The following is a 22,412-nucleotide window of genomic DNA, read 5'->3' as shown; positions in this document are numbered from 1 at the left end:
AATCACATAAATTCATATTAACACAAAATGATAAGCCGCTTCATCCGGAGAACCTAGGAAAGGCGGACTTTCACCCGAAAGCCCGCCTCTAAAGCTTAATGATTAACGAAGCCTCGGCCCTCTAGAAGACCTGCTCCTTGATATGCGTTTCGTTGAAGCGCGGCGGGTTGAACCAGTCACCGCTCTGTGCCCAGGTAGGATCAAGCGGAACCCATCGTCCTTCCTCGCTGAGGTATACTTCATTCCAGGCGTGCGGGCCATAGCCGCCCTGACCATTATACCCCCGCCCGGTCACAACTCGCACATCCAAATCCTGCGAGCGGGCCATCATGGCGTACAGGCGGGCATAATCGATGCAGACACCAAGCCGGGTATTGTAGGTATCCTCCGGTGTCTGTTCCTTCCAGATGCGATGCTCTTCGTACAAGCGCACCTTCTCATGATCATAAGCGATGCGGGTGCCGACCCAGTCATACAGCCTGCGCGCTTTCTCCTCATCGGTCTCAGCTCCCTCCACGATATGGGAAGCCGTTTGCTCAATGCCCTCCGGTATCTGGTGATCGATGACCTCATACTTCCGCTGAATGATTCCGTTCAGCTCTTCCTGAACCGATTGCGTGAAGACCGGCAATCTCTCGCGGACGATCGTCCCTGACAGAGGCTCAATCACCGCTTGCGCTCCCTGCTTGTAGACCGGGGAGGCCTCGACATAACGGCTGAAGCCGTTGTCGGGATTCAAGCTGACCCAAATGAACAAAATCGCAATCAGGATGATGCTGCGAGCGGCTCCGATGACGCCCCCGATGCCCGCTCCGGCCAATCGGCTGAGCAGCGATGCGGAAGAATCCCGTCCCGGGCCGAACAAGCTGATCCGGCTGCCAAGCGTCATCGCAGCCAGCAGACGGAGCATGAAGCCGACCAGCCCGTAACCGATGATGAACAGCAGTGCAAACCGAAGCAGCGGGAAGTCCGCGATCGATCTTACTGCCGTATAGTACATCTGCTCCCACAGCTTCAACTCCCGGTCTGGTAGCGAGCTGCCAAGCTTCGTAAGCCAGTCCCCGGCTTTCGGGGACAGCCACAACGTAAACGGCACAGAGATAGCGAGCGCAATCAAACGAAGAAGCGCATCCCCCACAAAATGAACGAGCTTTCCGGCTGATCGCGAAGCGCCGCGATTCCAGCCCTGAAATATCGAGAACAATATAACCAGGAGCAACAGAACCGTAATCCCGTTGCCCTCTTTCAAACTATTCAACCATTCTGTCATCATGGGCATAATCCTCCCCTCCCGGATGATGTCATTGTTGGTATACGAGGAAGAGTTCTGCACCTAGTCGATCGTTGCCATTCAAGCCGAGACGAACCATCTTCCGTATTTCTGTCAGCCTTGATTGGACCCGGTGTTATTTCTGGCGCTGTCAATATAGCTGCGAATGGTGTCATTCATTTCCCATTTGCCCACAGGAACCCCTCTGAAAGTCACTTCAACTTCATTGGAGCCGGACTCCCCCTTAAGCTGCAAATTCGGGGCCGTAATGGAGAAGCTGCCGTCGCCGTTGCTAACATACGTAGCTTCTTGCGCTTCTTTCATCATCATATTCAGTGCCTCCGTCTTCACGGTGTCGATGGTCTCATCGGTCACCGTAGACACGACATCCTTGATCTGATCAAGCGAAATGCCGCTGTAAATCAGCAAACCTGCAATGATCAGCACAGCGAGGGCCCATTTGACAACCGTCCTCACCACATTGAGAACAACAAACAATACGATCAGGGCGATGACAATGACGAGCCAGTTTTGCTTCAGAAACTCTATCCACACTTCCGTATTCATAATCCTTCACTCCCGTAGACTCTTCAGACAGCTCACACGGGCCGCCCTTGTTAATTATACATGATTCCCAGTTGCTCTGTCAGCCAACCCTCCCGGACATTGAAAAGGTATAAGCTTGCCCATTCCAACGTACAAGTAGTAACATAACATCTTTTGCCGGGTTGGAGGTGCCGTCTTGAAAACTGCATTATGGCTCTATATGTTTTTGTTCCTGGCCTTTTTTGATCTTCACGCACAGTATCCCGTATTGACGCCGTTCGCCATATCCCTTGGCGCAGCGCCGGCCTTTATCGGATGGATGATGGGCATCTATGCACTCACCCATCTGCCGGGCAATCTGATTGCCGGCGGCCTCATTGACCGCCATGGCAGCAGACGCTACATCATCTTCAGCCTGACAGCGGCCGGCATTGTGCTTCTGCTGCAGGCACATGTCCAGTGGCCCTGGCAGCTCCTCGTCCTGCGTTCCATCAGCGGCTTTGTGCTCGCCTTCCTGTCGCCGGCCTGTCTTGCGCTCCTGGCCTCCCTGTCCCGGGATCCGGTAACGCAGGGCAAGTACATGTCCGGCCACGGCGTCATCCATACGCTGGCCTCTGTGCTCTCCCCTGCTGCAGGCGCCTTTATCGTAGCCAACACCGGCTTCTCCGGCACCTTTCAAAGCCTCGGCTGGCTGCTGATCCTCACCGGACTTATGGCTTATCTAAGCCTGCCGAAGAGAGCCCCCGTTCCAGCCAACTCGGCCAGCCCCGAAACCGGGGACAAGAAGGAGACTGATGCGCGTCTTCCCTTCAGTCTTCGTCTATATTTGCTCCCTTTTGCCATCGCTTGCTCTCAGGGCATCCTCTTTTTTGAAATTCCGCTGCGAGAGAGCGGGAAAGCGAGCATTCTGTCCACCGGCCTTCTGTTCTCGGTTGTCAGCCTCGGAGCGCTGATCACGCTGTGCATGCTGTTTCTGAACCGGTATGAGCCTTATCCCCGTGTCGCTTTCGGCATGCTTGGGTTCGCGCTGTGCTTCTATGCCTTGGCCGGTATCGGGCAGATCCCGCTTACAGCTATCCTGTTCATTCTCGGCCTTTGCAAAGGCATCTTGTTTCCGGCACTATCCTCACTCTTTATTGAGCTTAGCGGCGGGACGAGGCTCGGCCGTGTCTTCTCGTATCAATCGATTGCGATGTCACTTGGATCGTTTGCCGGTCCGATTGCAGCCGGTCAGCTGCGCGCATTCATCTCTCCTTATTTCATCGCCTTCGTCCTGCTTATGGTTGTGCTGATGCTGCTGCCGAACCAGCGGCGCCCGGTAGAGCGCATTCGCCCGGCTGATCAGCCGATTTCGACCTAGGCAGCGGACCATATTTCGGAGCTTCGCCCGCAGACAGACCATAACTTCAAGCGCAGCATCCTGAACATGTGCCCAAAACGCCTGATTTGGGCCGATGCACAATCGTTGCGGGACATTTGACATAAGATACAGTGTGGCAAATGACCACGGACATCAGACCTAAGGGGTGAACATGGATGAGTCATGTGCATAAGCATCATCACCATAAATCTCCGGTAGGCGGAGGATATTCTGTAGGCGCGATTCTGGTGCTGTATATATTGCTCGTTATCATTCTTAGCGGCTACTACTATTAATCCCCAGTTCGTATCCTTCCCTCATGGCTCCCGCAGGTCCTATAGACCGATGGGGGCTTTTTCACATGCTCAAGCCTGTGTAGCAGCTCGGCTGTCCCTCTTGTACTATCGCTTCGGTTTTTTGCATGAATCAGGGAATCCAAGTTACATTAGTGACATACCCAAAACGTCTGTAACCTGACCGAGGTGAGTTGATGTCGATTTATATGATCGTGGAAGGAAAAAATGACCGCAGCCGCCTTCGCAGGCTGCTAACGTCCGACATTACCATTCTATGTACGTTCGGCACCCTGAACACCGCCAAGCTGGAATCGCTTCGCAAACAGGTCAGGGATCATGAAGTCTACCTGTTTATGGACAACGACAGCTCCGGCAAGAAAATCCGGGCCATTCTGCGCGATGCGTTTCCAGACGCTGTTCAATTGTACACCCGGCGCGGCTATGCGGGCGTTGAAGGAACGCCCGATGAATATTTGATCGCTCAACTGGAAAAAGCCGGACTTGAAGAGTTCATTATATATCCTCCCCCGGAGCACGAACCGGGCCTTTCCGGTTACAGCGGTACAATTGAGCACCGCCTTCCAAGAAGGCCCTGACCGATAGGCTGCCCCATCCAGCAACCACCAACCACCAGCTGCGCATTCTCCGCCACGCCTCCGCCAATAGACACAACAAAGCGCCCGCCACACAAGTGGACAGGCGCTTTGCTGTCATGCGCATCTATTCGTTGATCAAGTTGTATATATCTTTCACCACTTCATCGATCTCCACATCCTGCGGAATAGCCGCATTATACATCTTGCGGATGTTGTTGTCCCTGTCCACGAGCGCGATGTAATTGCCGTGGGTATAGTTGGTGGCATCGTTTCCGAGCAGAGGGATTTTGAACGAATCCCGCATCAGTGTCCGCGTCTCCTCTTGATCCCCCCGAAGGAAGTACCAGCCGTCGTAATCCGCATAGAACCGGTCGCCAAACTCCTTGATCTTCTCCCGGGTATCCGTTTCCGGATCAAACGAGATGGATACGAAGGATACCTTCTCACCGAAAACACCTTCCTCCTTCTTCAGCTCGTCCTGAATTTGGGACAGCAGGAAGGTCGTCACCGGACACACATCCGGGCAGCTCGTAAAGTAGAAATACATCAGCCGGACTTGACCGGCCGTATCATCCCGCGAGACCGTAGCACCGTCTACATTCTCCATGGTGAAGTCCCCGACTTCGCGAATGACCGGCAGCTTCTCCTTGCCGAAATCAAGCGCATTATATACCAGATAGACTGCCGCGATCATACAGACAACCAGCAGCAGCCAGCTCCATTTATGTTGTTTCAATCCGTTCATCTTATAAGTCTCCCTTCATCTCATCAGCCTTGCATGACTCGCCGCTAGCCAGCTTCGAGCACCGTCTTAGAAAGACGTGTTCAGGATGAGAACGATCAGGCTCAAGGTCAAATAGTTGATCGAGAATAGGAACACTTTTTTGGACCAAGCTTCGTCATCCTTGGCTCGAAAGCCTTGCAACGCCGTATAGAGCCATCCGATCGCCAGCAGAAGGCCGATGACCAGGAAAAACACGCCTGCATATCCGTAGGTGTACATCAATATTGGCAGCGGTACCAACAACACCAGATACGGAATCATTTGAAACTTCGTGCGCCGAATGCCCTTCACTACCGGCAGCAACGGAAAACCGGCCGCCCGATATTCTTCCACACGCCGGATGCCAAGCGCCCAGAAATGCGGCGGCTGCCACAGAAACAGCATCGCAAACAGCAGAATAGCCCCCATATCGACGCGATGGGTAACAGCTACATAACCGATGACGGGCGGCATCGCTCCCGAGATCGCCCCGACCGACGTGCTCCAGGTCGATGAGCGCTTAAGCCACAACGTGTAAATGACCACGTACACAAACATCCCGACAACGCCGAAGATGCCTGCGAGCAGCCCTGAGAACAGGAACAATATCGAGAGGCCGGCGATGCCCAGTATGATCGCATACCACAGCACGACCTTCGGGCTCAAACGTCCCGTTGGCAGCGAGCGATCCCGGGTCCGCTCCATCTTCATGTCAAGCTCCCGGTCGAAGTAGTTATTGAACACGCAGGAGGATGCCATGACAAGTACGGTTCCCAGCAGTGTGGAGACCAACAGTCCGAACTGGATGTCCCACTTGGAAGCAAGCCAAAATCCGGCAAAAGCTGCTATTAAATTAGACCGGAGAATTCCGGGTTTCGTCACAGTGATAAAATCTTTCCATGTTCCCGCTGGCTGATCTGCGGGTGCAGCGGACGCGAGGGCCGCCGATTCTGAAGGAGACTGGTATCTCAAGCGATTGTCCACGTGTACAATATTCCTCCTTGTTCTTTCGATGATGGAGGAAGTGCCGCCTCCGCTATAAAGTTTATCATATCATTCCAAAAAAGTGTTGAGCAATCCCGCGCAATTGTTCGGATCTGTATGACAATTCGGTGAATTTTGCCAGGCCTCAATCTTGACGCCAGACCTTTCTTTAAGGCACAATTTCAGTTAGACGTTCTGACCTCGATCCACAGCATAAAAAGCCCGGTGCATAGAAGCACCAGGCCTGTGATCGCTTATTGGTTAAGAAACAAATTTACAGTGTACGGCCAGACCCGGAGAGGGACTGCTCGGCCAGTTGAACCAGACGTTTAGTAATATATCCACCCAGGGAGCCGGTTTCCCGAGAAGTATAGTTACCGTAGTAACCATCCTGCGGAATCGTCACTCCAAGCTCACGGGCAGCCTCCATTTTCAGTTGCTGAAGAGCGGCTGTTGCTTGCGGCACTACCAGATTGTTGCTAGAACGTCCTCTTGCCATATTATTGTCTCCCTTCACTGAATGTCTGATGTTCCAGTGCAAGCTTGCAAACTTATTATGGCTCTTTATCGCAACGTTATTCGTATTTTTTTAGTTTACACTTCCCGGGAGGTAATCTTGATATGAGCAAAGGCTTATCCTTATGGTTTGCAATCTCGTCCATTGCCCTGCTTAGCGCTTCAGCCATGACGATCAGTTATAACGGATGGCTTGCTGCCATGCTTGGCGTGCTGTCCATTCTGAACATCGGCTGGGGATTCGTCATTAAATCCAAACGCAGGCGCTCCTGACCCAGCTGCAGGCCGCAAGCGGATTTATTTCGGAGCCAGAAATCCCATCTTCTCCTTCACATCGCGAAGCGTTGCAGCGGCGGTTTGACGAGCCTGCTCTCGGCCCCGGGCCAGAATATCATGAATTTCCCCGGTTTGGCGGATTTCGAAGTATCTAGTTTGGAGCGGCTCCAGCGCAGCCACAACGACTTCGCCAAGCTCCTTTTTGAAAGCTCCGTACATCTTTCCTTCGAAACGATCCTGAACCTCTCGGAGCGAGACTCCCGCGCATTCGGAATAGATGCTCATCAGATTGCTGATCTCAGGCTTCGCTTTCGGATCATAAACCACTTCTGTGCCGGAATCCGTTGTCGCCCGGCTTATTTTTTTGCGAATCTGATCGGGAGAGTCGAGCAGCTTAATATAACTGCCTTCAACCGGACTGCTTTTGCTCATTTTTTTCGATGCATCGTCCAGCGACATGATTCGTGCGCCCACTTCCGGAATGTATGGCTCCGGGATGGTGAAATATTCACCGAAGCGGTGATTAAAGCGCGCCGCCAGGTCGCGGGTCAGCTCCAGATGCTGCTTCTGATCATCGCCTACCGGCACAAGATCGGCGTTGTACAGCAGAATATCTGCCGCCATCAGCGCCGGATAAGTAAACAGGCCGGCACCCACGGACTCTTTGCCCGCCGACTTGTCCTTGAACTGCGTCATCCGCTCCAGCTCTCCCATGTGAACAAGCGTGGTCATGAGCCATCCGAGCTCCGCATGCTCCGGTACATGGGACTGAAGGAAGACATTGGAGCTGGACGGGTCGATGCCCGCCGCCACGAACAGGGAAGCGACCGCCTCCGATTGCTCCCTGAGCGCGGCCGGCTCCTGAGGAACCGTGATCGCATGCAGGTCCACCACCATGAAATAGCACTGTGATTCATGCTGCAGCTTGACGAAATTTTTCATCGCGCCGATATAGTTGCCGAGTGTCAGGCTTCCGCTTGGTTGAATGCCGGAAAGTACCTTTTTCATATCGTTTAACCTCCCTATTGAATATCCATGAAATACAAAAAGGCCCTCATCCGCTAAAGGGACGAGAGACCGTGGTGCCACCCTAATTCGCTGCAACAGGACCATGATGTCGCACATCATTGCCGCAGCCTTGGATTCTTATAACGGAGAATAACCGGCCCGCATAGTAAGGAGGGAGCACGAGGCTTCTTCCTGTTCTGCCCAAGGCACTCCAAGGTCCATTCAGCAAAGCGGCTTCACCGATTCGCATCACCCATCGGCTTTCTGAAGAATGACCGCGCCTGCCTACTTGTCCTTGTCATCGTGTTTAAAGTCATTGAGAACTTGTTACAAGCAAATGATAAATCCCCGAACTTCCCTTGTCAATTCCATTTTGACCGAACTTGTCCTTATGTTTCGAAGCTTTTCTTTTACGTACACTGCAAAAATCTGTTATGATGTGGTTAATCGTCAAGACAATGATTTCTGTTAGTAAAGGAGCATCGATATGAATCAAGTGACCAAAGGTCAATGGAATGGTTACGACACTTATACTCTTAACAGCGGCCGTCTTGAAGTGACACTCCTTCCCCGTTTAGGCAACAATGTTATTGAAATCAAGGACAAAGACAACCATCGCCAAGTTCTACGGAAGCCGGATGAAACCGAGCTGGCCTTCTATTTGCAGAAGCCGTATCATTTCGGGATTCCGATGCTCATTCCGCCCGGCCGGATTGATAAAGGACGGTTTGAATACGGCGGCGTTGAATACCAATTCGAACAGAACACTGCCAATGATAATCATATTCACGGTTTGCATCGCACCCAAGCGTGGTGCGTCAGCGATATTGAAGAAGACGATGAAGGATGTGCCGTCACTACGGAATTTGTCACCTCGGACGATCCGAAATGGATCGCGCAGTTTCCAGAACCTTTGAAGCTTGAAATGAATTTTCGACTCCAGAACAACCAGTTCATCCAGACCCTTCGTGTGCATCATATGGGAAAGCAGCCGGTCCCGTTCGGCCTTGGGTACCATACGTGGTTTTTGCTGGACGGACAGCCGCAGAACTGGACGCTTCAGCTGCCGGTTGAGGCGATCTACACGCTGAACAGCGAGCTGCTTCCTACAGGCGACACCGCTTCCCTGGGGCATCTCCAGCCGCTGAACAGCGGCATGAATCTGAAGGAGGCCGATCTGGATACGATTCTGAAAATTCCAGAAGGACAGCCTGCCGAAGCGGTGCTCACCCGGAATGACGGTTATCAAATCCGTTATTCTGCCGACCGTGCCTATTTCAAACACTGGGTACTGTATACCAAGGGCATCGCGGATCAGTTCCTGTGCATTGAGCCATATACATGGCTTCCGAATGCTCCGAATCTGGATTTGCCAGATTCCGAAACCGGCTTGATCCGGCTTGAACCTGAAAGCATGGTGGAGCTGCGGACCAAGCTGACCATCTCGAGCCCTGAATCGGAGGCCTGAGCTGCAAGGCTCCTGCCAGAAGGTCGCAATCGACACTGTCAGCTGCTCTCCTTACAGTCATTTCCCCCGACTGGCGGGACTATACGAAAGCGCGAGTAAACGGATGTATTTCCGTCTGTACTCGCGCTTTTTCATATGGATAAACCACGGAATAGCTTGTCGTAAAAACCCGAAAGATGACATATAAAAACTTGCATGAACTAATCATTCATGCAATATTAGGGATTATTACCCAATTGTGTTGAATATTGTTGATCAGACAATATGTTTGTCATATAATGAGTCACAAGCCCTAGTAAATATAGGGAATAAGTATTGTTGAGGAGGTGTTTGGAATGATTCAATTGGACCAGCTTTCGCTAGCCCGACAATTGGACATTGTTTTTAAAGAATTAGAGGAGGAGTTGGCAGGACTTAACTCCGGCACGGTATTTGTTCAAATACGAAATAATGTCATTGGCAAATTCGGAATTCGACATAATCCGGTACAAGGGCGCAACGGTTTCCTTGATTCTCAGGAGCCGGGACTTAATGAAGCTCAGCAATTATCATTTCGAGCCATGGCACTGGAAAGTCTCAAGCACAAGCGACGCTGGACACACGGTGAAATCAGTTACGAATTTATGGTAAGACAAGGCACGATTGTCGTTGATGCTATACTTGAATCCAACTATAATATGGCGAATCTAATGATACGTTATCCCCGACATACATATGCCGAGACGGTGTCAGAATCCTAATATTCCATGAACTTATTATGTATACCTTATTTATAACATAGTGAAAGAGGCGATCTTTGGGGAGAAGATCGCCTCTTTCTATTCCGGCTGGAGGGAAGAGATGCGATTACAGGTTCGAACGACCCGATAATTGCTGCTCAGCCAATTGAACCAGACGTTTCGTAATGTAACCACCCAAAGAACCGGTTTCACGGGAAGTGTAGTTCCCCATGTAACCATCTTGAGGAAGAGTCACACCCAGTTCTTGAGCTGCTTCAGCTTTCAGTTGTTGAAGAGCTGCGCTAGCTTGAGGAACGACAAGATTGTTAGAACGGTTGCGTCCTTGACCTTGACCTGCGAATCCCATGTATGTCACCTCCTTTGATGTTGTATGAGGTTATTATGGTTGAAAGAAGCCTTTCTCATTCGCGCAATCGAAAGTGTAGTATTGGTAATATTAGCCGTATGCTAAAATCCCGCCGTTATTACGGTTTCCTGCCACACAAAAAGGGCTGTTCCCCAAGGTATAAACCTATAGAGAACAGCCCGCCTCATGGCTCAATAAACGAAGATACAGGCATCCCGAAGCAAGGGATTAAACCAAATGATCCGTCATTTTCAAAAATTGCTTCACATCCGAGATGCACAGATCAGCCGCACTTTGCCAGAAATCGCGCTGGGTCAAATCGACATCCAGATGCTTCTTGGCCAGGTTCTCGACCGTCATCACACCTGTATCGCGCAGCAGCGCATCGTACTTGTCCGCAAACGAGCTGCCTTCCTCCATGGCGCGTACATACAGTCCCGTGCTGAACATATATCCGAACGTATAAGGGAAGTTGTAGAACGGAACCCGGGTGATGTAGAAATGCAGCTTGGAAGCCCAGAAATGCGGATGATAGGAAGAAAGCGCTCCGAGATAAGCTTCTTTCTGTGCCTCTACCATCAAGTCGGAAATTTCCGACGCGCTGAGCAGACTTGTTTTCCGCTGTTCATAGAACCGGGTTTCAAACAGGAACCGTGCATGAATGTTCATGAAGAAAGCAACATTTCTCTGCACTTTCTCCTCCAGCAGCGCCAGCTTCTCCTGCTCATCGGCAGCCCCCTTCACAAGCGCATCAAACACAATCATCTCCGCGAAGGTCGAGGCCGTCTCGGCAACGTTCATCGCATACCGTTGGTTTAATACCGGCACGCCGTCCATCACATGCTGATGATATGCATGACCGAGCTCATGGGCGAGTGTCGACACGTTTGAAGCCGTTCCGCCAAAGGTCATGAACACGCGAGTCTGTTTGCTGTTCGGGAAGGAAGTACAGAAGGCGCCCGGACGTTTGCCAGAACGATCTTCAGCCTCCACCCAGCCTTTGTCAAATGCCATCTGGGCGAACTCGGCCATCTTCGGATTGAATTTTCCGAACTGCTCAACCACGCTTGCCGCCGCTTCTTCATACGGAATTTTGGCTGCCGATGTCCGGATCGGAGCGTCTACATCCGTCCAGTCCAGCGCTTCCAGACCCAGCAGTTTGGCTTTGCGGTTCAAATACTCAACCAGCACCGGCTTCGTATCCTGAATAACCCCCCACATCGTATCCAGCGTTTCCTTGGTCATTCTTCCGATAGCGAGCGGCTCCTTCAGCACATCGTCCCAGCCGCGCTTCTCATACAGCTTGAGGCGGAAGCCCGACAGATGATTCAGCGTATCGGCACAGTAATCAGCGGAAGCGGACCATGCATTCTCCCACTTCTCGAACAGTTCCTGACGAACCTCACGCCGAGGATCATGCAGCTTGTTGAACGCTTGTCCGGCCGACAGCATCTCGGTCTTTCCATTTTCCTCATAAGGAATTTTGATTTTGCTGACGATCGTATCGTACATGTCGGACCATCCATGATAGCCATCAACCCCCAGTGCCAGGGCAAGACTCTCCAGCTCGGGGCTCATTTTCTCCTTCGCCTGATCGCGGCTTTCATTCAGAACGAAATTATACTCCGCAACCTTCTCGCTCTTGATCCAGTCTGCCCACAGCTCATCATTCATGCCGCGAAGCAGATTGTCGAACTGTGTCTTTACGCTCTGCAGGACGGCAGACAGTGACATCACGCGTCCTGAAATTTGCGAAGCTTTTTTATCATTTACGTTTTGGGCCGTCAAACAGCTTACAAACGCAGACGCCTCACGGATACGTGCAAAACAGCTGCCGTACAGCTCAATTATGTTCTGAGTGGCGGATACTTCGTCCAGGCTTGCAGGAACCTTCGCCCCCTTAACCTCTTGATCAAGCTGCTGAATATCCTGCTGAAGAGCCTCCAGAAAAGAGGACAGCTCAGCCGAGTCCGCGCCTCCAGGGAATACCGAATCCAAATTCCAGGTCTGTTGAAGTGACATACTTGGGGTCAACACCTTTCATAATAATGTGATAGGATAGCAGTAAGCATTTGTGTGGCTTTTGGGAAAAGTGTATAACTATATATAACAACAAATTACTGCTGGAGGTACACATCCATGAGACCTTTGCAAATATCTGCGGAGACAGCGATTGCGTTGTCCAAGCAGCTTGGCGTGCCGATTGAGCAGCTGATGCATATGCCGCAGCACATTCTGATGCAAAAGATCGCCGAACTTGCCAAATCGGACAATGCCCCTGCTTCGGGCAAGGATGAGCAACCCCCGTCCCAACAGGAGAACTGATGATTCCTTTTTCAAACACCTGGCCGTATGACATTGTTCAGAATGATGTATATGTACAAGACTGCCCGTTTTGCGGAAGCCGTAATGTACTGCTGCCCATGAAGCCGAAAGAGCTGGTCAGCGTCCGCGAAGGGAAAAAGAAGCTGCTCGTTTTCCCCTGCTGTCATAACCGGGTCACTGTTCTGGACAGCGATCCGGATTATATCCTCACGGATCAGAAGCTCCGTTAAATCGACTATGGCGGTTACACGGAGCGTAGCAAGAGGCGTGTCCCTTCCCGGGAACGCCTCTTTCGCTTTGCGGGCGATCCGGCCGCCATCACGAGAGACCGGCTTCCTTGCCCTGCTCTTCCATCTGCTGACGAATAAGCTGCCATTGTTCTCTCGAAGCCCGAATCATGGCTGCATCCATGATCTTCTCATCCCTGACCACTCTGGAGAACCATTGCACCGCTTCGTTGAAACGTCCCAGCCGCCGGTTAATCTCCCCGATCAGGTAAAGCAGACGCGCATCGTTCGCACCGACGCCTTCATACTCAAACACACGGATATAGGAATCCAGCGAGTAGGCGAGAAAACGCTGCTCCTGTGCGGTGTTGTTCTGGTATCTATACAGCCAGGCAATGTGATGCAGCAAGCTCGCAATCAGGCGATCCCGCTCCCCGATCACCTGCGCGCACAACAGCGCCAGCTTGTACACCTCAATGGCATCTTCCAGACTTCGTTTGCCGCTGAAGTCACGCCCTACCCAGCGGCTTCCGATCTGTGATCTGAAGTCCTCCCGCTGCTTGTCTGTCAGCTTATTGACAGAATGCTCCGTTGAGGCAAACCCGCATTTCGGACATACTCTAACCACGTAGAAATCCGGATTCTCCGCTTTGTAATAAGCACAGAAATCCGTATCCGTCCGAATCGGCTTCTTGAAGCTGGGCCGGACGCGGGATGTAGCGTACTCGGTACCGCATTGGACACACGTTACGTTAATCGAATACAAGGGCTCTAGTTTCACAGGATCTCCATCTCCTCTTGACGTCCACAAAACGTATTCAGGCACATCCAGCACCCGTTACTCTGGTGTGTTCACAAAATGATTAGCCGGTCCAGACAGTCTCTGAATGACAAATTCGCGGAGCGTTTCATCGACACCGATATCCTGAAGTGCCGCCGACATACATTTCAACCATTCCTGCGCATGACTTGGCGTGATGGGAAACTTCAAATGCCTCGCCCGCATCATCGGATGCCCGTAAGCTTCCGAGAACAGGGCCGGCCCTCCAAAAAATTGGCTTAAAAACATATACTGCTTCTCCATCACCGGATCGATATCCTCCGGAAACAGCGGAGCAAGCAGCGCATTCTTCTGAACTCTGGGATAAAAAGCCTCAACCAATGAGCGAATGCCATCAGCTCCGCCCAGATTGTCGTAAATGCTTAAGTTCGGATTCATGGTCGTATGCTCTCCCATCTAATTTGGATGTGCAATCTTATTATAGCAAAAAACAACAAAAAAAGGCGCTAAACGACAGTTTAGCCCCTTGAACTCCTTTAGTAACTGCGCCAATCCTCTTCACCCTGGACGAGAGAAGCACGTATGACATAAACGAAGGCGCATACCAATATACCCGCGACTATGCTCATCATCATCACTCCATCCACACTTAATCCCGTTAACCGTTACGATTAGTGGTTTTATTATAACACAAGATTCTTAAAAAGGAAGCTTTTTTGCAAGCGCTTACCCCAAGTTTTTATACTGTTTGTCCGCTCTCAGGCATACATTTTTATCAATATGGACGTGTTGCCTACACTGACCTTCAACGAATCCGGGAGTTGATCATAATCATGACCCAGAAAATCGCGAGTTTGCTCCTCATAACCGGGGCGCTGTTAAGCGTAGTTGCCCTAATGACTGTTTTCCCGGAGGCCGCGCTTGAATCGTCGCTGCGAGGACTGGCGATCTGGTGGGACGTGCTGTTCCCTTCGCTCTTCCCCTTCTTTGTCATATCCGAAGTGCTGCTCGGCTTCGGTGTCGTTCATCTGATCGGGACGCTGCTCGATCCACTGATGAAGCCGCTGTTCCGCATCCCCGGAAGCGGCGGATTTGTGGCCGCCATGGGCTACGTATCCGGCTATCCGGTCGGTGCGAAGCTGACCGCCAAACTGTGGGAACAGAACATGCTGAGCCGGGATGAAGGAGAGCGTCTTGTGGCCTTCACCACTTCTTCAGACCCGATCTTCCTGATCGGGGCGGTCTGTGTCGGCTTTTTTCACAAGCCGGAATTGGCCGTCATTCTGGCGCTTGCCCATTATGGCAGCGGGCTCCTTGTCGGCCTCTTGATGCGATTCCATGGGCGTAAGGAAATAGAGGCCACCACATCCCGCTCGGAGAATAAACGGAAGACAAGCCGCATGAAGGCTGCCCTTCAGGCAATGCACGCCGCAAGAGCACGTGACGGGCGGGATCTGGGCACCTTGCTGGCCCAGGCGATTCAGTCCTCCCTCCAGCTTATTATTGTCGTCGGGGGGCTGGTTGTATTCTTTTCTGTTTTCCTGGAAATGTGGACGCAGGCAGGCGCCATTCCGCTGCTCACCCGCGGGGTGAATGAACTGCTGGCTGTGATGGGCATGCCGGAGGAGTTATCGACGGCGCTGATGGGCGGATTGTTTGAGGTCACGCTTGGCGCTCGCTATGCCGGCGAGGCCTCAGCGGCAATCCCGCTTATGTATAAGGCAGCTGCCGCTGCGTTTATCTTGTCCTGGGGAGGCCTCAGTGTCCATGCCCAGATCGTCAGCATTCTGAACACTACCAAGCTCAGATACTGGCCGTTTGCCATGGCGCGATTCATCCACGGGGTACTCGCTGCCGGCCTTGTGCTATTGCTGTGGAACACGCTGATGGGATCAGAGCCTTCCGGCACGGTTACGCCATCCTTCGCCTACTCGGCTTCCGGCGGGTATGCTACCCTGATGTCCGCATTCTGCCTGCTGTTTGGAATGCTGCTCGGCATTGCTTTACTGATGCATTGGGTCAGCCTGTGGCGGCAGAAATTTCGCAATTTTCCCCGGTGAGCGTTGTGTTCTCCTTCAGGTTTGAGTTATCATCGTTATATACCCTTATAAAGGAGCTATCAACTTGAGATATTATGTTCTGGATCGCGGAGACCCATTGTCTGTCGAGCTGACGCAGCAGTTTCACAAGCTTGCGGAACAGCGGGGATTTGAGCTGGATGCAGAATCGCCTGAAATTGTCGTCTCCATCGGCGGAGACGGAACTATGCTGCATGCTTTTCATACGTTTATAGATCGGATTCCCGACTTGGCGTTTGTCGGTGTTCACACCGGGCATCTTGGATTTTACGCAGACTGGAAAGCGGACGAGCTGCACGAGCTCATCGACCACATGAGCGGCGCCCGTGGTTCCGACTCGCATCCCCGGATTGTTAAATATCCATTGGTTCAGCTGGAAATTCACAAGAAGTCCGGAACGTCCTCTTATATCGCCTTAAATGAATTTACGCTCAAGGGCATTGACGGCACAGTCGTCGCCCAGATCGACATCAATGACGTGACCTTTGAAATGTTCCGGGGCGACGGCATATGTGTATCCACACCTTCTGGCAGTACTGCCTATAACAAAAGTGTGGGGGGAGCGATGGTTCATCCTTCGATTGAAGCGCTCCAAATCGCGGAGATCGCATCGATCAACAACCGGATTTTCCGTACGCTAGGCTCCCCGCTGCTGCTGCCGAAGCATCATCATTGCGACATTTTCTCACGCAAGGAGCAGCGTCTGCTGCTGACCGTGGACCATATCAACATTACGATTGACGATCTTATCTCTGTTCGCTGTCAAGTTGCCGAACAAGAGGTCAGCTTTGCCAGATACCGCCCGTTTCCGTTCTGGAATCGGGTGCGGGATGCGTTCCTCGGCTAATCGAATAGGTATACACCATAAGGCCCCCTGCTTGGTTGCAGGGGGCCTCTATGCTTGTTCTATGCTTGTTCTATGCTTGTTCTATGCTTTCGTTGTCTCTGCCTCTTTCGAAGCATCCTTGGCAGCTTCCTTGTGGGAACGTTTCTCTTTGGATTCCCGGTGCGCACGCGCTTCCCGCTTGCCTTCCCGCTCCCGTGATTCCCGGGCTTCACGCGGCTCGCGCGGTTCCTTCTTGCCTTTGGCTTCGCCCTCAGGCCGGGGCTCGGCCGAGCCCCGGCTCTCGCGGGCTGCATCGGCATCCTTCGCATCTTTGGAATCTTTGGCGTCTTTAACGTCCTTGGCCTCTTTAGGCTCCTTGACATCCTTCAGCTTCTGCAGCACAAAATGCGCGCAGCCGAAGTTGCAGTATTCGTTAATATAATCGGATACGCTGGAAAACGTCGCGTCCTTGGGCGCTTTCGGATGGTTGTCACGATAGAAGCCCTTCAAACGGAGCTGGTTGTAGCCCCAGTCGCCCACGATGTAATCATAACGATCCAGAACCTCGCTGTATCTCTCCCGGAAAGCCTCGGGGTTCCAGCCGTTGCGGTGGTCCTTGAGCACCTCGTAACTTTTGTTGCCGATCACGATCACTTACGGTTCCCCTGCCTTTCATCCAAGGTTAAGAGCTTACTGGCTCTTCCTTCTGGCGCTGAGCCGATTTCACCTGTTCATGCGCATGGTAGGAGCTGCGGACAAGCGGTCCGGACTCGACATGGCTGAATCCGCGCTTCATACCCTCTTCCTTCAGCTGTGCAAACTCCTCCGGCGTGTAGTATTTCTCGACATTCAGATGCTTCGGTGATGGCTGCAAATATTGTCCGATCGTCATGATGTCGCAGTCTACTGCGCGAAGATCGTCCATCGCCTGCAAAATCTCGTCCCACTGCTCGCCGACGCCCAGCATGATGCTGGATTTGGTTGGGATGTCCGGCTGCATTTTCTTGGCATTGGCCAGCAGCTGCAGGGAACGGGAATATTTCGCTTTGGCGCGGACCCGATCCGACAGTCTCTCCACCGTCTCGATATTGTGATTCAGAATATCCGGCTTGGCATCCATAACGATCTTCAGCGCATCTTCGCTGCCCATGAAATCCGGAATCAGCACTTCGACCGAGCAGAGTGGAAGACGTTTGCGAATCGCTTTGACCGTTGCTGCAAAAATCGACGCCCCTCCGTCCTTCAGATCATCGCGCGCCACACTCGTCACGACGCAGTGCTGCAAATTCATCTGCTCGGCAGCTTCCGCTACCCGCTCTGGCTCCTGAAGATCGAGCTCCGTCGGCAGTCCCGTATTCACCGCACAGAAGCGGCAAGCACGGGTACAAATATCGCCCAGAATCATAAAGGTTGCCGTCCGGTTCGCCCAGCACTCGTAAATGTTCGGGCAGCGGGCCTCCTCGCACACGGTATGTAGCGTCTTGGAACGCATCATGTTCTTGATTTCCTTATAATTATCGCCAGTCGTCAGTTTGATTCGTATCCAGTCAGGTTTTGGCTGTTTAGTTTTGGACAAAGAAAATACCTTCTTTCGAATGGATTAAGGGATATGGTTCCCCCTCTATCTTCAACTGTTCCATATTATATCATGAAAATGGTTGATTTACCTGTTTCACATCGGTATGAGATTGATCTAGGTCCGGCATGGATAAAATTTCTCCTTTGGAAGCACGCTACTGGGTAGGCGAGAATCTATCGCCCCGACATAGGACCGGCGTTCAGCCAAACGCTGGCTGCCTATAGCCATCAAATTGCAGTCCTTTCATTCAATATAAGGAGGAGAAGACGCCTTGAGGATCGTCAATCTCAGAGACCGCCGCTCTGCCGGCAAACGGTGGAGTGCTGCCTTCATTGCCGCCGTGACGGCAGTATGCTGCCTGAGCAGCTCCGAAACCGCCGAAGCATCTCCTTCATCGAAGGAGGAGCCCATGGCAGCCAAGATTAAGGCGGAGACGGCCGAAGAAATTTTTGCAGCTCGTAAAGCGTTATATGACCAAATCTCAGCCGTTACCCATATCCCGTGGTTCCGTCTGGCTGCCATTGACCAATATGAGCGCACCATGACCCGCGTGCATCCGAAGGATCGCAAACATCCGGACCGCCTGATCGGCATTTTCGTCCCTCCGACGCGCTGGGCAGGACCGCTCAATCCTGACAAGGAGGATACGAATCCGACATCCATTCGCGTGTTCTCCGGCATCGGCCGGGACGGCAATGGCGACGGCATCGCGGACCCGAACAATGATCTGGATCTGCTATACTCCATTGCTGCCAAGCTGGGCCCTTACGGACATTCCCAAGAGGATTTCAGCATTGGGCTATGGGCTTATTACCAGAACAGCCGGGCGGTTCAGCGCGTCGAGCAATATTCGAAGCTATATGAAACCTTTGGCAAACTCGACCTGTTTGAGCATGCCTTCCCGCTCCCGATCAAAAGCGACTATTCGTACAGAAGTACCTTTGGCATGGGCCGAAGCTGGGGCGGCCGGCGAATACATGAAGGAACCGACCTGTTCGCCGATTACGGCGTTCCTGTCCGCAGCACCTGCTATGGCGTTATCGAGATCAAAGGCTGGAACAAGTATGGCGGATGGCGAATCGGAATCCGGGACTTGAACAACCAGTATCATTATTACGCCCATCTCCAAGGCTTCGACAAGGGAATCAAGCTCGGCGACGTCGTACGCCCAGGGCAAACCATCGGCTGGGTCGGCAGCTCCGGCTACGGCAAGCCCGGCACCCAGGGGAAGTTCCCTCCCCATCTGCACTATGGCATTTACCGGGATACCGGCCTGACCGAGTGGTCCTTCGATCCTTATCCGCTGCTGAAGCAGTGGGAGCGGGAAGAGATGCGCCGGCCGAAGAAGAAAACGCGCTCCTGATTGAAATCAGGGCGCGTTTGTCTGTGTACCGGCCGAGTCTGCGTCGCTTCCGGATATGCCGCCGCTATTCGGCGCCCCCTCCGGATGTGGCGGCGGCTCAAGCGTCGTCCCGGATGGCGACATTTCCAGCCCCCCGGTGCTGGACTCTTCCTCCGAAACCGTCGGCGGCGGAAGGGCAATGCTTGGCGCACTGGCGCTGTTCTCGCCTACCGCTCTGCCCTGGCCGTCATAGTAATACATCGGCACATCACCGACGATCAGCAGATACGAGATCGGAATATCGGTCTGAACAGTCTGGGCCTCCATATCAAAGGGCACCACAACCGCTACCTCTGTCGTGATCCGAACATACACCTCCACCAGGATGTTGTTGATGCCCGCTTCCTTCTGGCGCGTGGACAACTGCACTTTTACAGCTCCTTGCGGCTCAATCTTGACGGGAATTTGCGGGCCGAAGGAGGCGACGATCGGGCTCTTAAGCACCTGCCCTAGCGGAATATGCTCCTGCCGCTTGTGAATGTCATCGAGCGTCTGCTGCACAATTTCCGTCGTGAAGGACGTAATCTTCAAATGCTCGTCATAGTTCAGCATAAAGCCGCTGACTTTTCCAGAGGCATCGGTTTTCCAGTTGACTAGATTGTCAAATTGCTTGCCTTGGGCGACCTGGCTGGAGATCGCCTTGTTAATGGCCTCCGTGGCAATCTGCTTCACCCGGATTTGCGCCAGATGCATAATGGGCGGGCGCAGATTGCGCTCGATATACATGAAAAATTCAAACATCGCGAAAATCATAAGAAACACCGCGAGGAGCACCCATTTTTTCCGGCCGCCGGGCTTGACGGTTCTTGGCTGGTGCGAGGAAGGCCTTGGTGTCCTGAAGCTTCGTCGCTGCGCCTTGAACCCCCGGCGCGCTTTGGGCCACGAAATGGACGGAAAGGTCAAGCGCCTCGTTCCCCATCTTTTTCTTCTCAAAGCGTTCCCCCCTCTTTACATTCATGAGGAGTCTGTGTTGACTTGGCAAGCTCCTTTCTGTATAGAAGGTATGCAGACAGGCGCCAAAAAAGAAGAGCCGGGACACTCGTTCGTCCCGGCTCTTCACTCTTATTATGAAGACTCATCCGTATCCGATTCCACATAAGCGCGAAGCATGGACAGCTTGTTCTCCCAGAAGCGGTCAAAGTAAGATAGCCACGCCTTCAGCTCCAGCAAAGGCTCCGTGTCCAGGCTGTACCTTGTTTCGCGCCCGACTCTCCGCTCTTTCACCAGACCGGCCTCGGACAAAATCCTTAAATGCTTGGAGACGGCCGTTCGAGTCATTGAAAAATGCCCGGTAATATCCTTGAGCGGACGCTCTCCGTCGCCGAGCAGGCTGAGCAGCTTGCGGCGGGTCGGATCGGCAACTGCCTGAAAGACATCATGCTTGGCAGGGGCTGCACTCATGATTACTCCTCCACAACCCCGGCCAGTTTCTGCACGAGACCGCCCCAGCCGTTGTCCATCCGGTCCCGAACGATCGAGTGGGCCTCTCCAAACTCGGTCAGCTGATCTGCTGTCCATCCGCCGTGAATCAGCGTGAACTGCGTGTAGTCCCCCTGCTGCACCAGCTCAAAGGTGACCGTCCAATCCTTACCCCAGTTGAACGATAACCCATTCGGTGGGTCGATCATCGTCACCTTGCACGGGGAAATCCCGAACGGTCCTGCATTCAGCTGAAACTCATAGCCCTCGATCGGCTCAAATGTGTTCGGCATGAACCATGAGGCTATGCCTTCGGATGTGGCAACTGCCTTCCATACCTTATCGATGGAAGCCTTCAAAACCAAGGTGTGGCGAATATCAGGCAGCTTGGACGGATCTATGTGCTCACTCATGTACATCTTCCTCACTTTGTATCTTATTTTATGAAACCATTCGGTTTCCATTTCGATTATATGACACCATATGGTTTCATGTCAATCCAGATAATCATCGCCTCTATCTTAGCTAAATGAAAAAACCGGCGCTCTCGGGTAGATTCCCCGAAAGCACCGGCTTTATGCCGCGTGCATAGCTGCATCAGCGTGGAATGCTTATGGAACCACGGGATATTCCGTCCTTGTCTAATGGATGAGCGGATCCCCTAGGTTTGCGATGCCGGCCGGCTTCTTCTCACCGCCAAACGGAGTAACTGGATAAACAACGCAAAGATCCATCCAGCCAGAGCAAACAGCACAATGAGCGTCATGCCCGTGGCAGCAATGCGTCCAACGTTCAGCAAGAGAAAAACACACCCCATCCCGGCCCCCGCCAAAAAGTAGACGAACATTTGCCATATCACACCGTATTTCATGACCCAGGCATCGATATAGATAGATACCGGCACAGCAAAGAACACATATATAAAGAACAGAACCAGGAATCCTTTAAGGAAGGTGCCGTAATAATACAGCAAGCCAGCCACATCCGGGCTATTGATCACAGTAAACCCCAGCGAGAGCAGCATAGCCGACAATATGGCAGACATAAACCGGATCAAGATACGCCCTCCCTCCAGCATTCACAATTTAAACGCATGGTGCCGAGACTGCCTGTCTTCCATCATTTCGGCGTGTCCTTCGATGATCCCTTTAGTTCCATGCCTCTTGTAAAGAATACGACCCCCAGAGCGGCAAAAGTAACATAATTGCTTATTCTCGCTATGACGGCCTCATCATTCTCATATTGAATCCAGAACAAGAGAGCAATTGGCGAGATGATCATGAGTGCTTTCATAACGAGCATAAAAACATACCGGACTTTCTGCTTTCGCAAATCCCCTTCAGTTTCCGCTATTCTAAGGCTCACCTTGGACGAATCATAAATGGTGATCAATAATGCGATGATGCTCGTATACGCCGTTATTTTAACGCCGATCTGAATCCATGGTATAAAGGCCACAACGGCAATGCCCAAATATATTCCTGCAGCCAGATAAAAAAGGTTGCTCTTTAGTTTGTTGCGCAGCATTCTCTCTCTTGTCCTCTCATCAGCCTATGATTTAATCATTATCGGAACGCTTCCCGCTCGTTATGAAGGAATGAGCGGT

Annotated in this window: 27 protein-coding genes and 1 other annotated feature; of the genes, 10 read left to right on the top strand and 17 right to left on the bottom strand. The window is 52.3% G+C overall.

Annotated elements, in window-relative coordinates:
* Positions 1-121: 121 nt before the first annotated feature.
* Both MKX64_RS14430 and MKX64_RS14425 read right to left on the bottom strand, forming a co-directional pair.
* Positions 122-1,273 (bottom strand): transglutaminase domain-containing protein, encoded by a 1,152-nt coding sequence (locus tag MKX64_RS14430; protein WP_095264647.1) that lies wholly within the window; start codon positions 1,271-1,273, stop codon positions 122-124.
* 111 nt (positions 1,274-1,384) lie between these two features.
* A complete protein-coding gene (locus MKX64_RS14425) occupies positions 1,385-1,837 on the bottom strand; it encodes a hypothetical protein (protein ID WP_095264646.1) in 453 nt (150 codons plus the stop codon).
* A 175-nt stretch (positions 1,838-2,012) separates the two neighbouring features.
* On the opposite strand from MKX64_RS14425, the gene MKX64_RS14420 reads away from it, so the two are divergent.
* Positions 2,013-3,176, top strand: a complete 1,164-nt coding sequence (locus MKX64_RS14420; protein WP_095264645.1) for an MFS transporter — start codon at positions 2,013-2,015, stop codon at positions 3,174-3,176.
* A 490-nt stretch (positions 3,177-3,666) separates the two neighbouring features.
* Positions 3,667-4,068 carry a toprim domain-containing protein gene (locus MKX64_RS14415; protein ID WP_230875688.1) on the top strand — a complete coding sequence of 134 codons (402 nt, stop codon included), beginning with the start codon at positions 3,667-3,669 and terminating at the stop codon, positions 4,066-4,068.
* A 124-nt stretch (positions 4,069-4,192) separates the two neighbouring features.
* Here the strand turns inward: MKX64_RS14415 and MKX64_RS14410 are convergent, their stop codons facing one another.
* The 3 genes from MKX64_RS14410 to MKX64_RS14400 form a co-directional block, all read right to left on the bottom strand.
* Positions 4,193-4,813 (bottom strand): SCO family protein, encoded by a 621-nt coding sequence (locus MKX64_RS14410; protein ID WP_095264644.1) that lies wholly within the window; start codon positions 4,811-4,813, stop codon positions 4,193-4,195.
* A gap of 66 nt (positions 4,814-4,879) precedes the next feature.
* Entirely contained in the window at positions 4,880-5,815 is a 936-nt protein-coding gene (gene cyoE, locus MKX64_RS14405) for a heme o synthase (RefSeq protein WP_095264643.1), read from the bottom strand.
* Positions 5,816-6,089: 274 nt separating this feature from the next.
* Positions 6,090-6,314 carry an alpha/beta-type small acid-soluble spore protein gene (locus tag MKX64_RS14400; protein ID WP_095264642.1) on the bottom strand — a complete coding sequence of 75 codons (225 nt, stop codon included), beginning with the start codon at positions 6,312-6,314 and terminating at the stop codon, positions 6,090-6,092.
* A 122-nt stretch (positions 6,315-6,436) separates the two neighbouring features.
* Here MKX64_RS14400 and MKX64_RS14395 point away from each other — a divergent pair, with 122 nt between their 5' ends.
* The gene (locus MKX64_RS14395; RefSeq protein ID WP_176475528.1) at positions 6,437-6,604 is read left to right on the top strand and encodes a hypothetical protein; all 168 of its coding nucleotides are present in this window, start codon (positions 6,437-6,439) and stop codon (positions 6,602-6,604) included.
* A 24-nt stretch (positions 6,605-6,628) separates the two neighbouring features.
* Here MKX64_RS14395 and trpS read toward each other — a convergent pair whose 3' ends face one another.
* Positions 6,629-7,615, bottom strand: coding sequence for a tryptophan--tRNA ligase (gene trpS / locus MKX64_RS14390; protein ID WP_095264641.1), 987 nt, complete (start codon positions 7,613-7,615; stop codon positions 6,629-6,631).
* 54 nt (positions 7,616-7,669) lie between these two features.
* Positions 7,670-7,926 (bottom strand) — a binding site (T-box leader).
* 176 nt (positions 7,927-8,102) lie between these two features.
* Here trpS and MKX64_RS14385 point away from each other — a divergent pair.
* The gene (locus MKX64_RS14385) at positions 8,103-9,083 is read left to right on the top strand and encodes an aldose 1-epimerase (protein ID WP_095398169.1); all 981 of its coding nucleotides are present in this window, start codon (positions 8,103-8,105) and stop codon (positions 9,081-9,083) included.
* A gap of 335 nt (positions 9,084-9,418) precedes the next feature.
* Positions 9,419-9,823 (top strand): O-methyltransferase, encoded by a 405-nt coding sequence (locus MKX64_RS14380; protein ID WP_095264639.1) that lies wholly within the window; start codon positions 9,419-9,421, stop codon positions 9,821-9,823.
* 106 nt (positions 9,824-9,929) lie between these two features.
* Here the strand turns inward: MKX64_RS14380 and MKX64_RS14375 are convergent, their stop codons facing one another.
* The gene (locus MKX64_RS14375) at positions 9,930-10,169 is read right to left on the bottom strand and encodes an alpha/beta-type small acid-soluble spore protein (protein ID WP_095264638.1); all 240 of its coding nucleotides are present in this window, start codon (positions 10,167-10,169) and stop codon (positions 9,930-9,932) included.
* A 228-nt stretch (positions 10,170-10,397) separates the two neighbouring features.
* The gene (locus MKX64_RS14370) at positions 10,398-12,191 is read right to left on the bottom strand and encodes a M3 family oligoendopeptidase (protein ID WP_095264637.1); all 1,794 of its coding nucleotides are present in this window, start codon (positions 12,189-12,191) and stop codon (positions 10,398-10,400) included.
* A gap of 117 nt (positions 12,192-12,308) precedes the next feature.
* Between MKX64_RS14370 and MKX64_RS14365 the strand changes: the two genes are divergently transcribed.
* Together MKX64_RS14365 and MKX64_RS14360 are read left to right on the top strand one after the other, a co-directional pair.
* Positions 12,309-12,494 carry a YycC family protein gene (locus MKX64_RS14365; protein WP_095264636.1) on the top strand — a complete coding sequence of 62 codons (186 nt, stop codon included), beginning with the start codon at positions 12,309-12,311 and terminating at the stop codon, positions 12,492-12,494.
* A complete protein-coding gene (locus MKX64_RS14360) occupies positions 12,494-12,724 on the top strand; it encodes a hypothetical protein (protein WP_095264635.1) in 231 nt (76 codons plus the stop codon). The genes MKX64_RS14365 and MKX64_RS14360 overlap by 1 nt, the downstream gene beginning before the upstream one ends.
* A gap of 88 nt (positions 12,725-12,812) precedes the next feature.
* Here MKX64_RS14360 and MKX64_RS14355 read toward each other — a convergent pair whose 3' ends face one another.
* On the bottom strand, positions 12,813-13,502 hold the full coding sequence (locus tag MKX64_RS14355) for a DUF2225 domain-containing protein (RefSeq protein ID WP_095264634.1): 690 nt from the start codon (positions 13,500-13,502) through the stop codon (positions 12,813-12,815).
* 57 nt (positions 13,503-13,559) lie between these two features.
* A complete protein-coding gene (locus tag MKX64_RS14350) occupies positions 13,560-13,940 on the bottom strand; it encodes a globin domain-containing protein (protein WP_095264633.1) in 381 nt (126 codons plus the stop codon).
* 395 nt (positions 13,941-14,335) lie between these two features.
* Between MKX64_RS14350 and ylbJ the strand changes: the two genes are divergently transcribed.
* Both ylbJ and MKX64_RS14340 read left to right on the top strand, forming a co-directional pair.
* Positions 14,336-15,562, top strand: a complete 1,227-nt coding sequence (ylbJ, locus tag MKX64_RS14345; protein WP_095264632.1) for a sporulation integral membrane protein YlbJ — start codon at positions 14,336-14,338, stop codon at positions 15,560-15,562.
* Positions 15,563-15,626: 64 nt separating this feature from the next.
* Positions 15,627-16,427: an NAD kinase gene (locus MKX64_RS14340; protein ID WP_095264631.1), complete on the top strand. Its 801-nt coding sequence runs from the start codon at positions 15,627-15,629 to the stop codon at positions 16,425-16,427.
* An 81-nt stretch (positions 16,428-16,508) separates the two neighbouring features.
* Here the strand turns inward: MKX64_RS14340 and MKX64_RS14335 are convergent, their stop codons facing one another.
* Positions 16,509-17,060 carry a YutD family protein gene (locus MKX64_RS14335; protein WP_341036371.1) on the bottom strand — a complete coding sequence of 184 codons (552 nt, stop codon included), beginning with the start codon at positions 17,058-17,060 and terminating at the stop codon, positions 16,509-16,511.
* A gap of 28 nt (positions 17,061-17,088) precedes the next feature.
* Complete coding sequence (gene lipA, locus MKX64_RS14330; protein ID WP_095264629.1) at positions 17,089-17,982, bottom strand: lipoyl synthase; 894 nt, start codon at positions 17,980-17,982, stop codon at positions 17,089-17,091.
* Between the two features lie 334 nt (positions 17,983-18,316).
* Here lipA and MKX64_RS14325 point away from each other — a divergent pair, with 334 nt between their 5' ends.
* A complete protein-coding gene (locus MKX64_RS14325) occupies positions 18,317-19,348 on the top strand; it encodes a M23 family metallopeptidase (protein ID WP_413773607.1) in 1,032 nt (343 codons plus the stop codon).
* A gap of 6 nt (positions 19,349-19,354) precedes the next feature.
* Here the strand turns inward: MKX64_RS14325 and yunB are convergent, their stop codons facing one another.
* From yunB to MKX64_RS14300, 5 genes are all read right to left on the bottom strand, one after another.
* Complete coding sequence (gene yunB, locus MKX64_RS14320; RefSeq protein ID WP_095264627.1) at positions 19,355-20,320, bottom strand: sporulation protein YunB; 966 nt, start codon at positions 20,318-20,320, stop codon at positions 19,355-19,357.
* 132 nt (positions 20,321-20,452) lie between these two features.
* Positions 20,453-20,788, bottom strand: coding sequence for an ArsR/SmtB family transcription factor (locus tag MKX64_RS14315; protein WP_095264626.1), 336 nt, complete (start codon positions 20,786-20,788; stop codon positions 20,453-20,455).
* A gap of 2 nt (positions 20,789-20,790) precedes the next feature.
* Positions 20,791-21,219: an SRPBCC family protein gene (locus MKX64_RS14310; protein ID WP_095264625.1), complete on the bottom strand. Its 429-nt coding sequence runs from the start codon at positions 21,217-21,219 to the stop codon at positions 20,791-20,793.
* A 248-nt stretch (positions 21,220-21,467) separates the two neighbouring features.
* Positions 21,468-21,863 carry a hypothetical protein gene (locus tag MKX64_RS14305; RefSeq protein ID WP_095264624.1) on the bottom strand — a complete coding sequence of 132 codons (396 nt, stop codon included), beginning with the start codon at positions 21,861-21,863 and terminating at the stop codon, positions 21,468-21,470.
* Positions 21,864-21,925: 62 nt separating this feature from the next.
* The gene (locus MKX64_RS14300) at positions 21,926-22,333 is read right to left on the bottom strand and encodes a hypothetical protein (RefSeq protein ID WP_095264623.1); all 408 of its coding nucleotides are present in this window, start codon (positions 22,331-22,333) and stop codon (positions 21,926-21,928) included.
* Positions 22,334-22,412 lie beyond the last annotated feature (79 nt).

This window comes from Paenibacillus sp. FSL M8-0334 (assembly GCF_038000405.1).
In the GTDB taxonomy this organism is placed as follows: Bacteria; Bacillota; Bacilli; order Paenibacillales; family Paenibacillaceae; genus Paenibacillus_AQ; species Paenibacillus_AQ campinasensis.
This window is presented reverse-complemented; position numbering and strand designations above follow the sequence as displayed.

Bases quoted from the DNA above. Each gene is read 5' to 3' on its own strand.
- MKX64_RS14315 (WP_095264626.1), bottom strand. From the start codon at position 20,788: ATGAGTGCAGCCCCTGCCAAGCATGATGTCTTTCAGGCAGTTGCCGAT.
- MKX64_RS14385 (WP_095398169.1), top strand. From the start codon at position 8,103: ATGAATCAAGTGACCAAAGGTCAATGGAATGGTTACGACACTTATACT.
- MKX64_RS14415 (WP_230875688.1), top strand. From the start codon at position 3,667: ATGTCGATTTATATGATCGTGGAAGGAAAAAATGACCGCAGCCGCCTT.
- trpS (WP_095264641.1), bottom strand. From the start codon at position 7,615: ATGAAAAAGGTACTTTCCGGCATTCAACCAAGCGGAAGCCTGACACTC.
- MKX64_RS14410 (WP_095264644.1), bottom strand. From the start codon at position 4,813: ATGAACGGATTGAAACAACATAAATGGAGCTGGCTGCTGCTGGTTGTC.
- MKX64_RS14365 (WP_095264636.1), top strand. From the start codon at position 12,309: ATGAGACCTTTGCAAATATCTGCGGAGACAGCGATTGCGTTGTCCAAG.
- MKX64_RS14380 (WP_095264639.1), top strand. From the start codon at position 9,419: ATGATTCAATTGGACCAGCTTTCGCTAGCCCGACAATTGGACATTGTT.
- MKX64_RS14375 (WP_095264638.1), bottom strand. From the start codon at position 10,169: ATGGGATTCGCAGGTCAAGGTCAAGGACGCAACCGTTCTAACAATCTT.
- MKX64_RS14425 (WP_095264646.1), bottom strand. From the start codon at position 1,837: ATGAATACGGAAGTGTGGATAGAGTTTCTGAAGCAAAACTGGCTCGTC.
- MKX64_RS14300 (WP_095264623.1), bottom strand. From the start codon at position 22,333: ATGCTGCGCAACAAACTAAAGAGCAACCTTTTTTATCTGGCTGCAGGA.
- MKX64_RS14430 (WP_095264647.1), bottom strand. From the start codon at position 1,273: ATGATGACAGAATGGTTGAATAGTTTGAAAGAGGGCAACGGGATTACG.
- MKX64_RS14350 (WP_095264633.1), bottom strand. From the start codon at position 13,940: ATGAATCCGAACTTAAGCATTTACGACAATCTGGGCGGAGCTGATGGC.
- MKX64_RS14370 (WP_095264637.1), bottom strand. From the start codon at position 12,191: ATGTCACTTCAACAGACCTGGAATTTGGATTCGGTATTCCCTGGAGGC.
- MKX64_RS14395 (WP_176475528.1), top strand. From the start codon at position 6,437: ATGAGCAAAGGCTTATCCTTATGGTTTGCAATCTCGTCCATTGCCCTG.
- ylbJ (WP_095264632.1), top strand. From the start codon at position 14,336: ATGACCCAGAAAATCGCGAGTTTGCTCCTCATAACCGGGGCGCTGTTA.
- MKX64_RS14360 (WP_095264635.1), top strand. From the start codon at position 12,494: ATGATTCCTTTTTCAAACACCTGGCCGTATGACATTGTTCAGAATGAT.
- MKX64_RS14400 (WP_095264642.1), bottom strand. From the start codon at position 6,314: ATGGCAAGAGGACGTTCTAGCAACAATCTGGTAGTGCCGCAAGCAACA.
- MKX64_RS14310 (WP_095264625.1), bottom strand. From the start codon at position 21,219: ATGAGTGAGCACATAGATCCGTCCAAGCTGCCTGATATTCGCCACACC.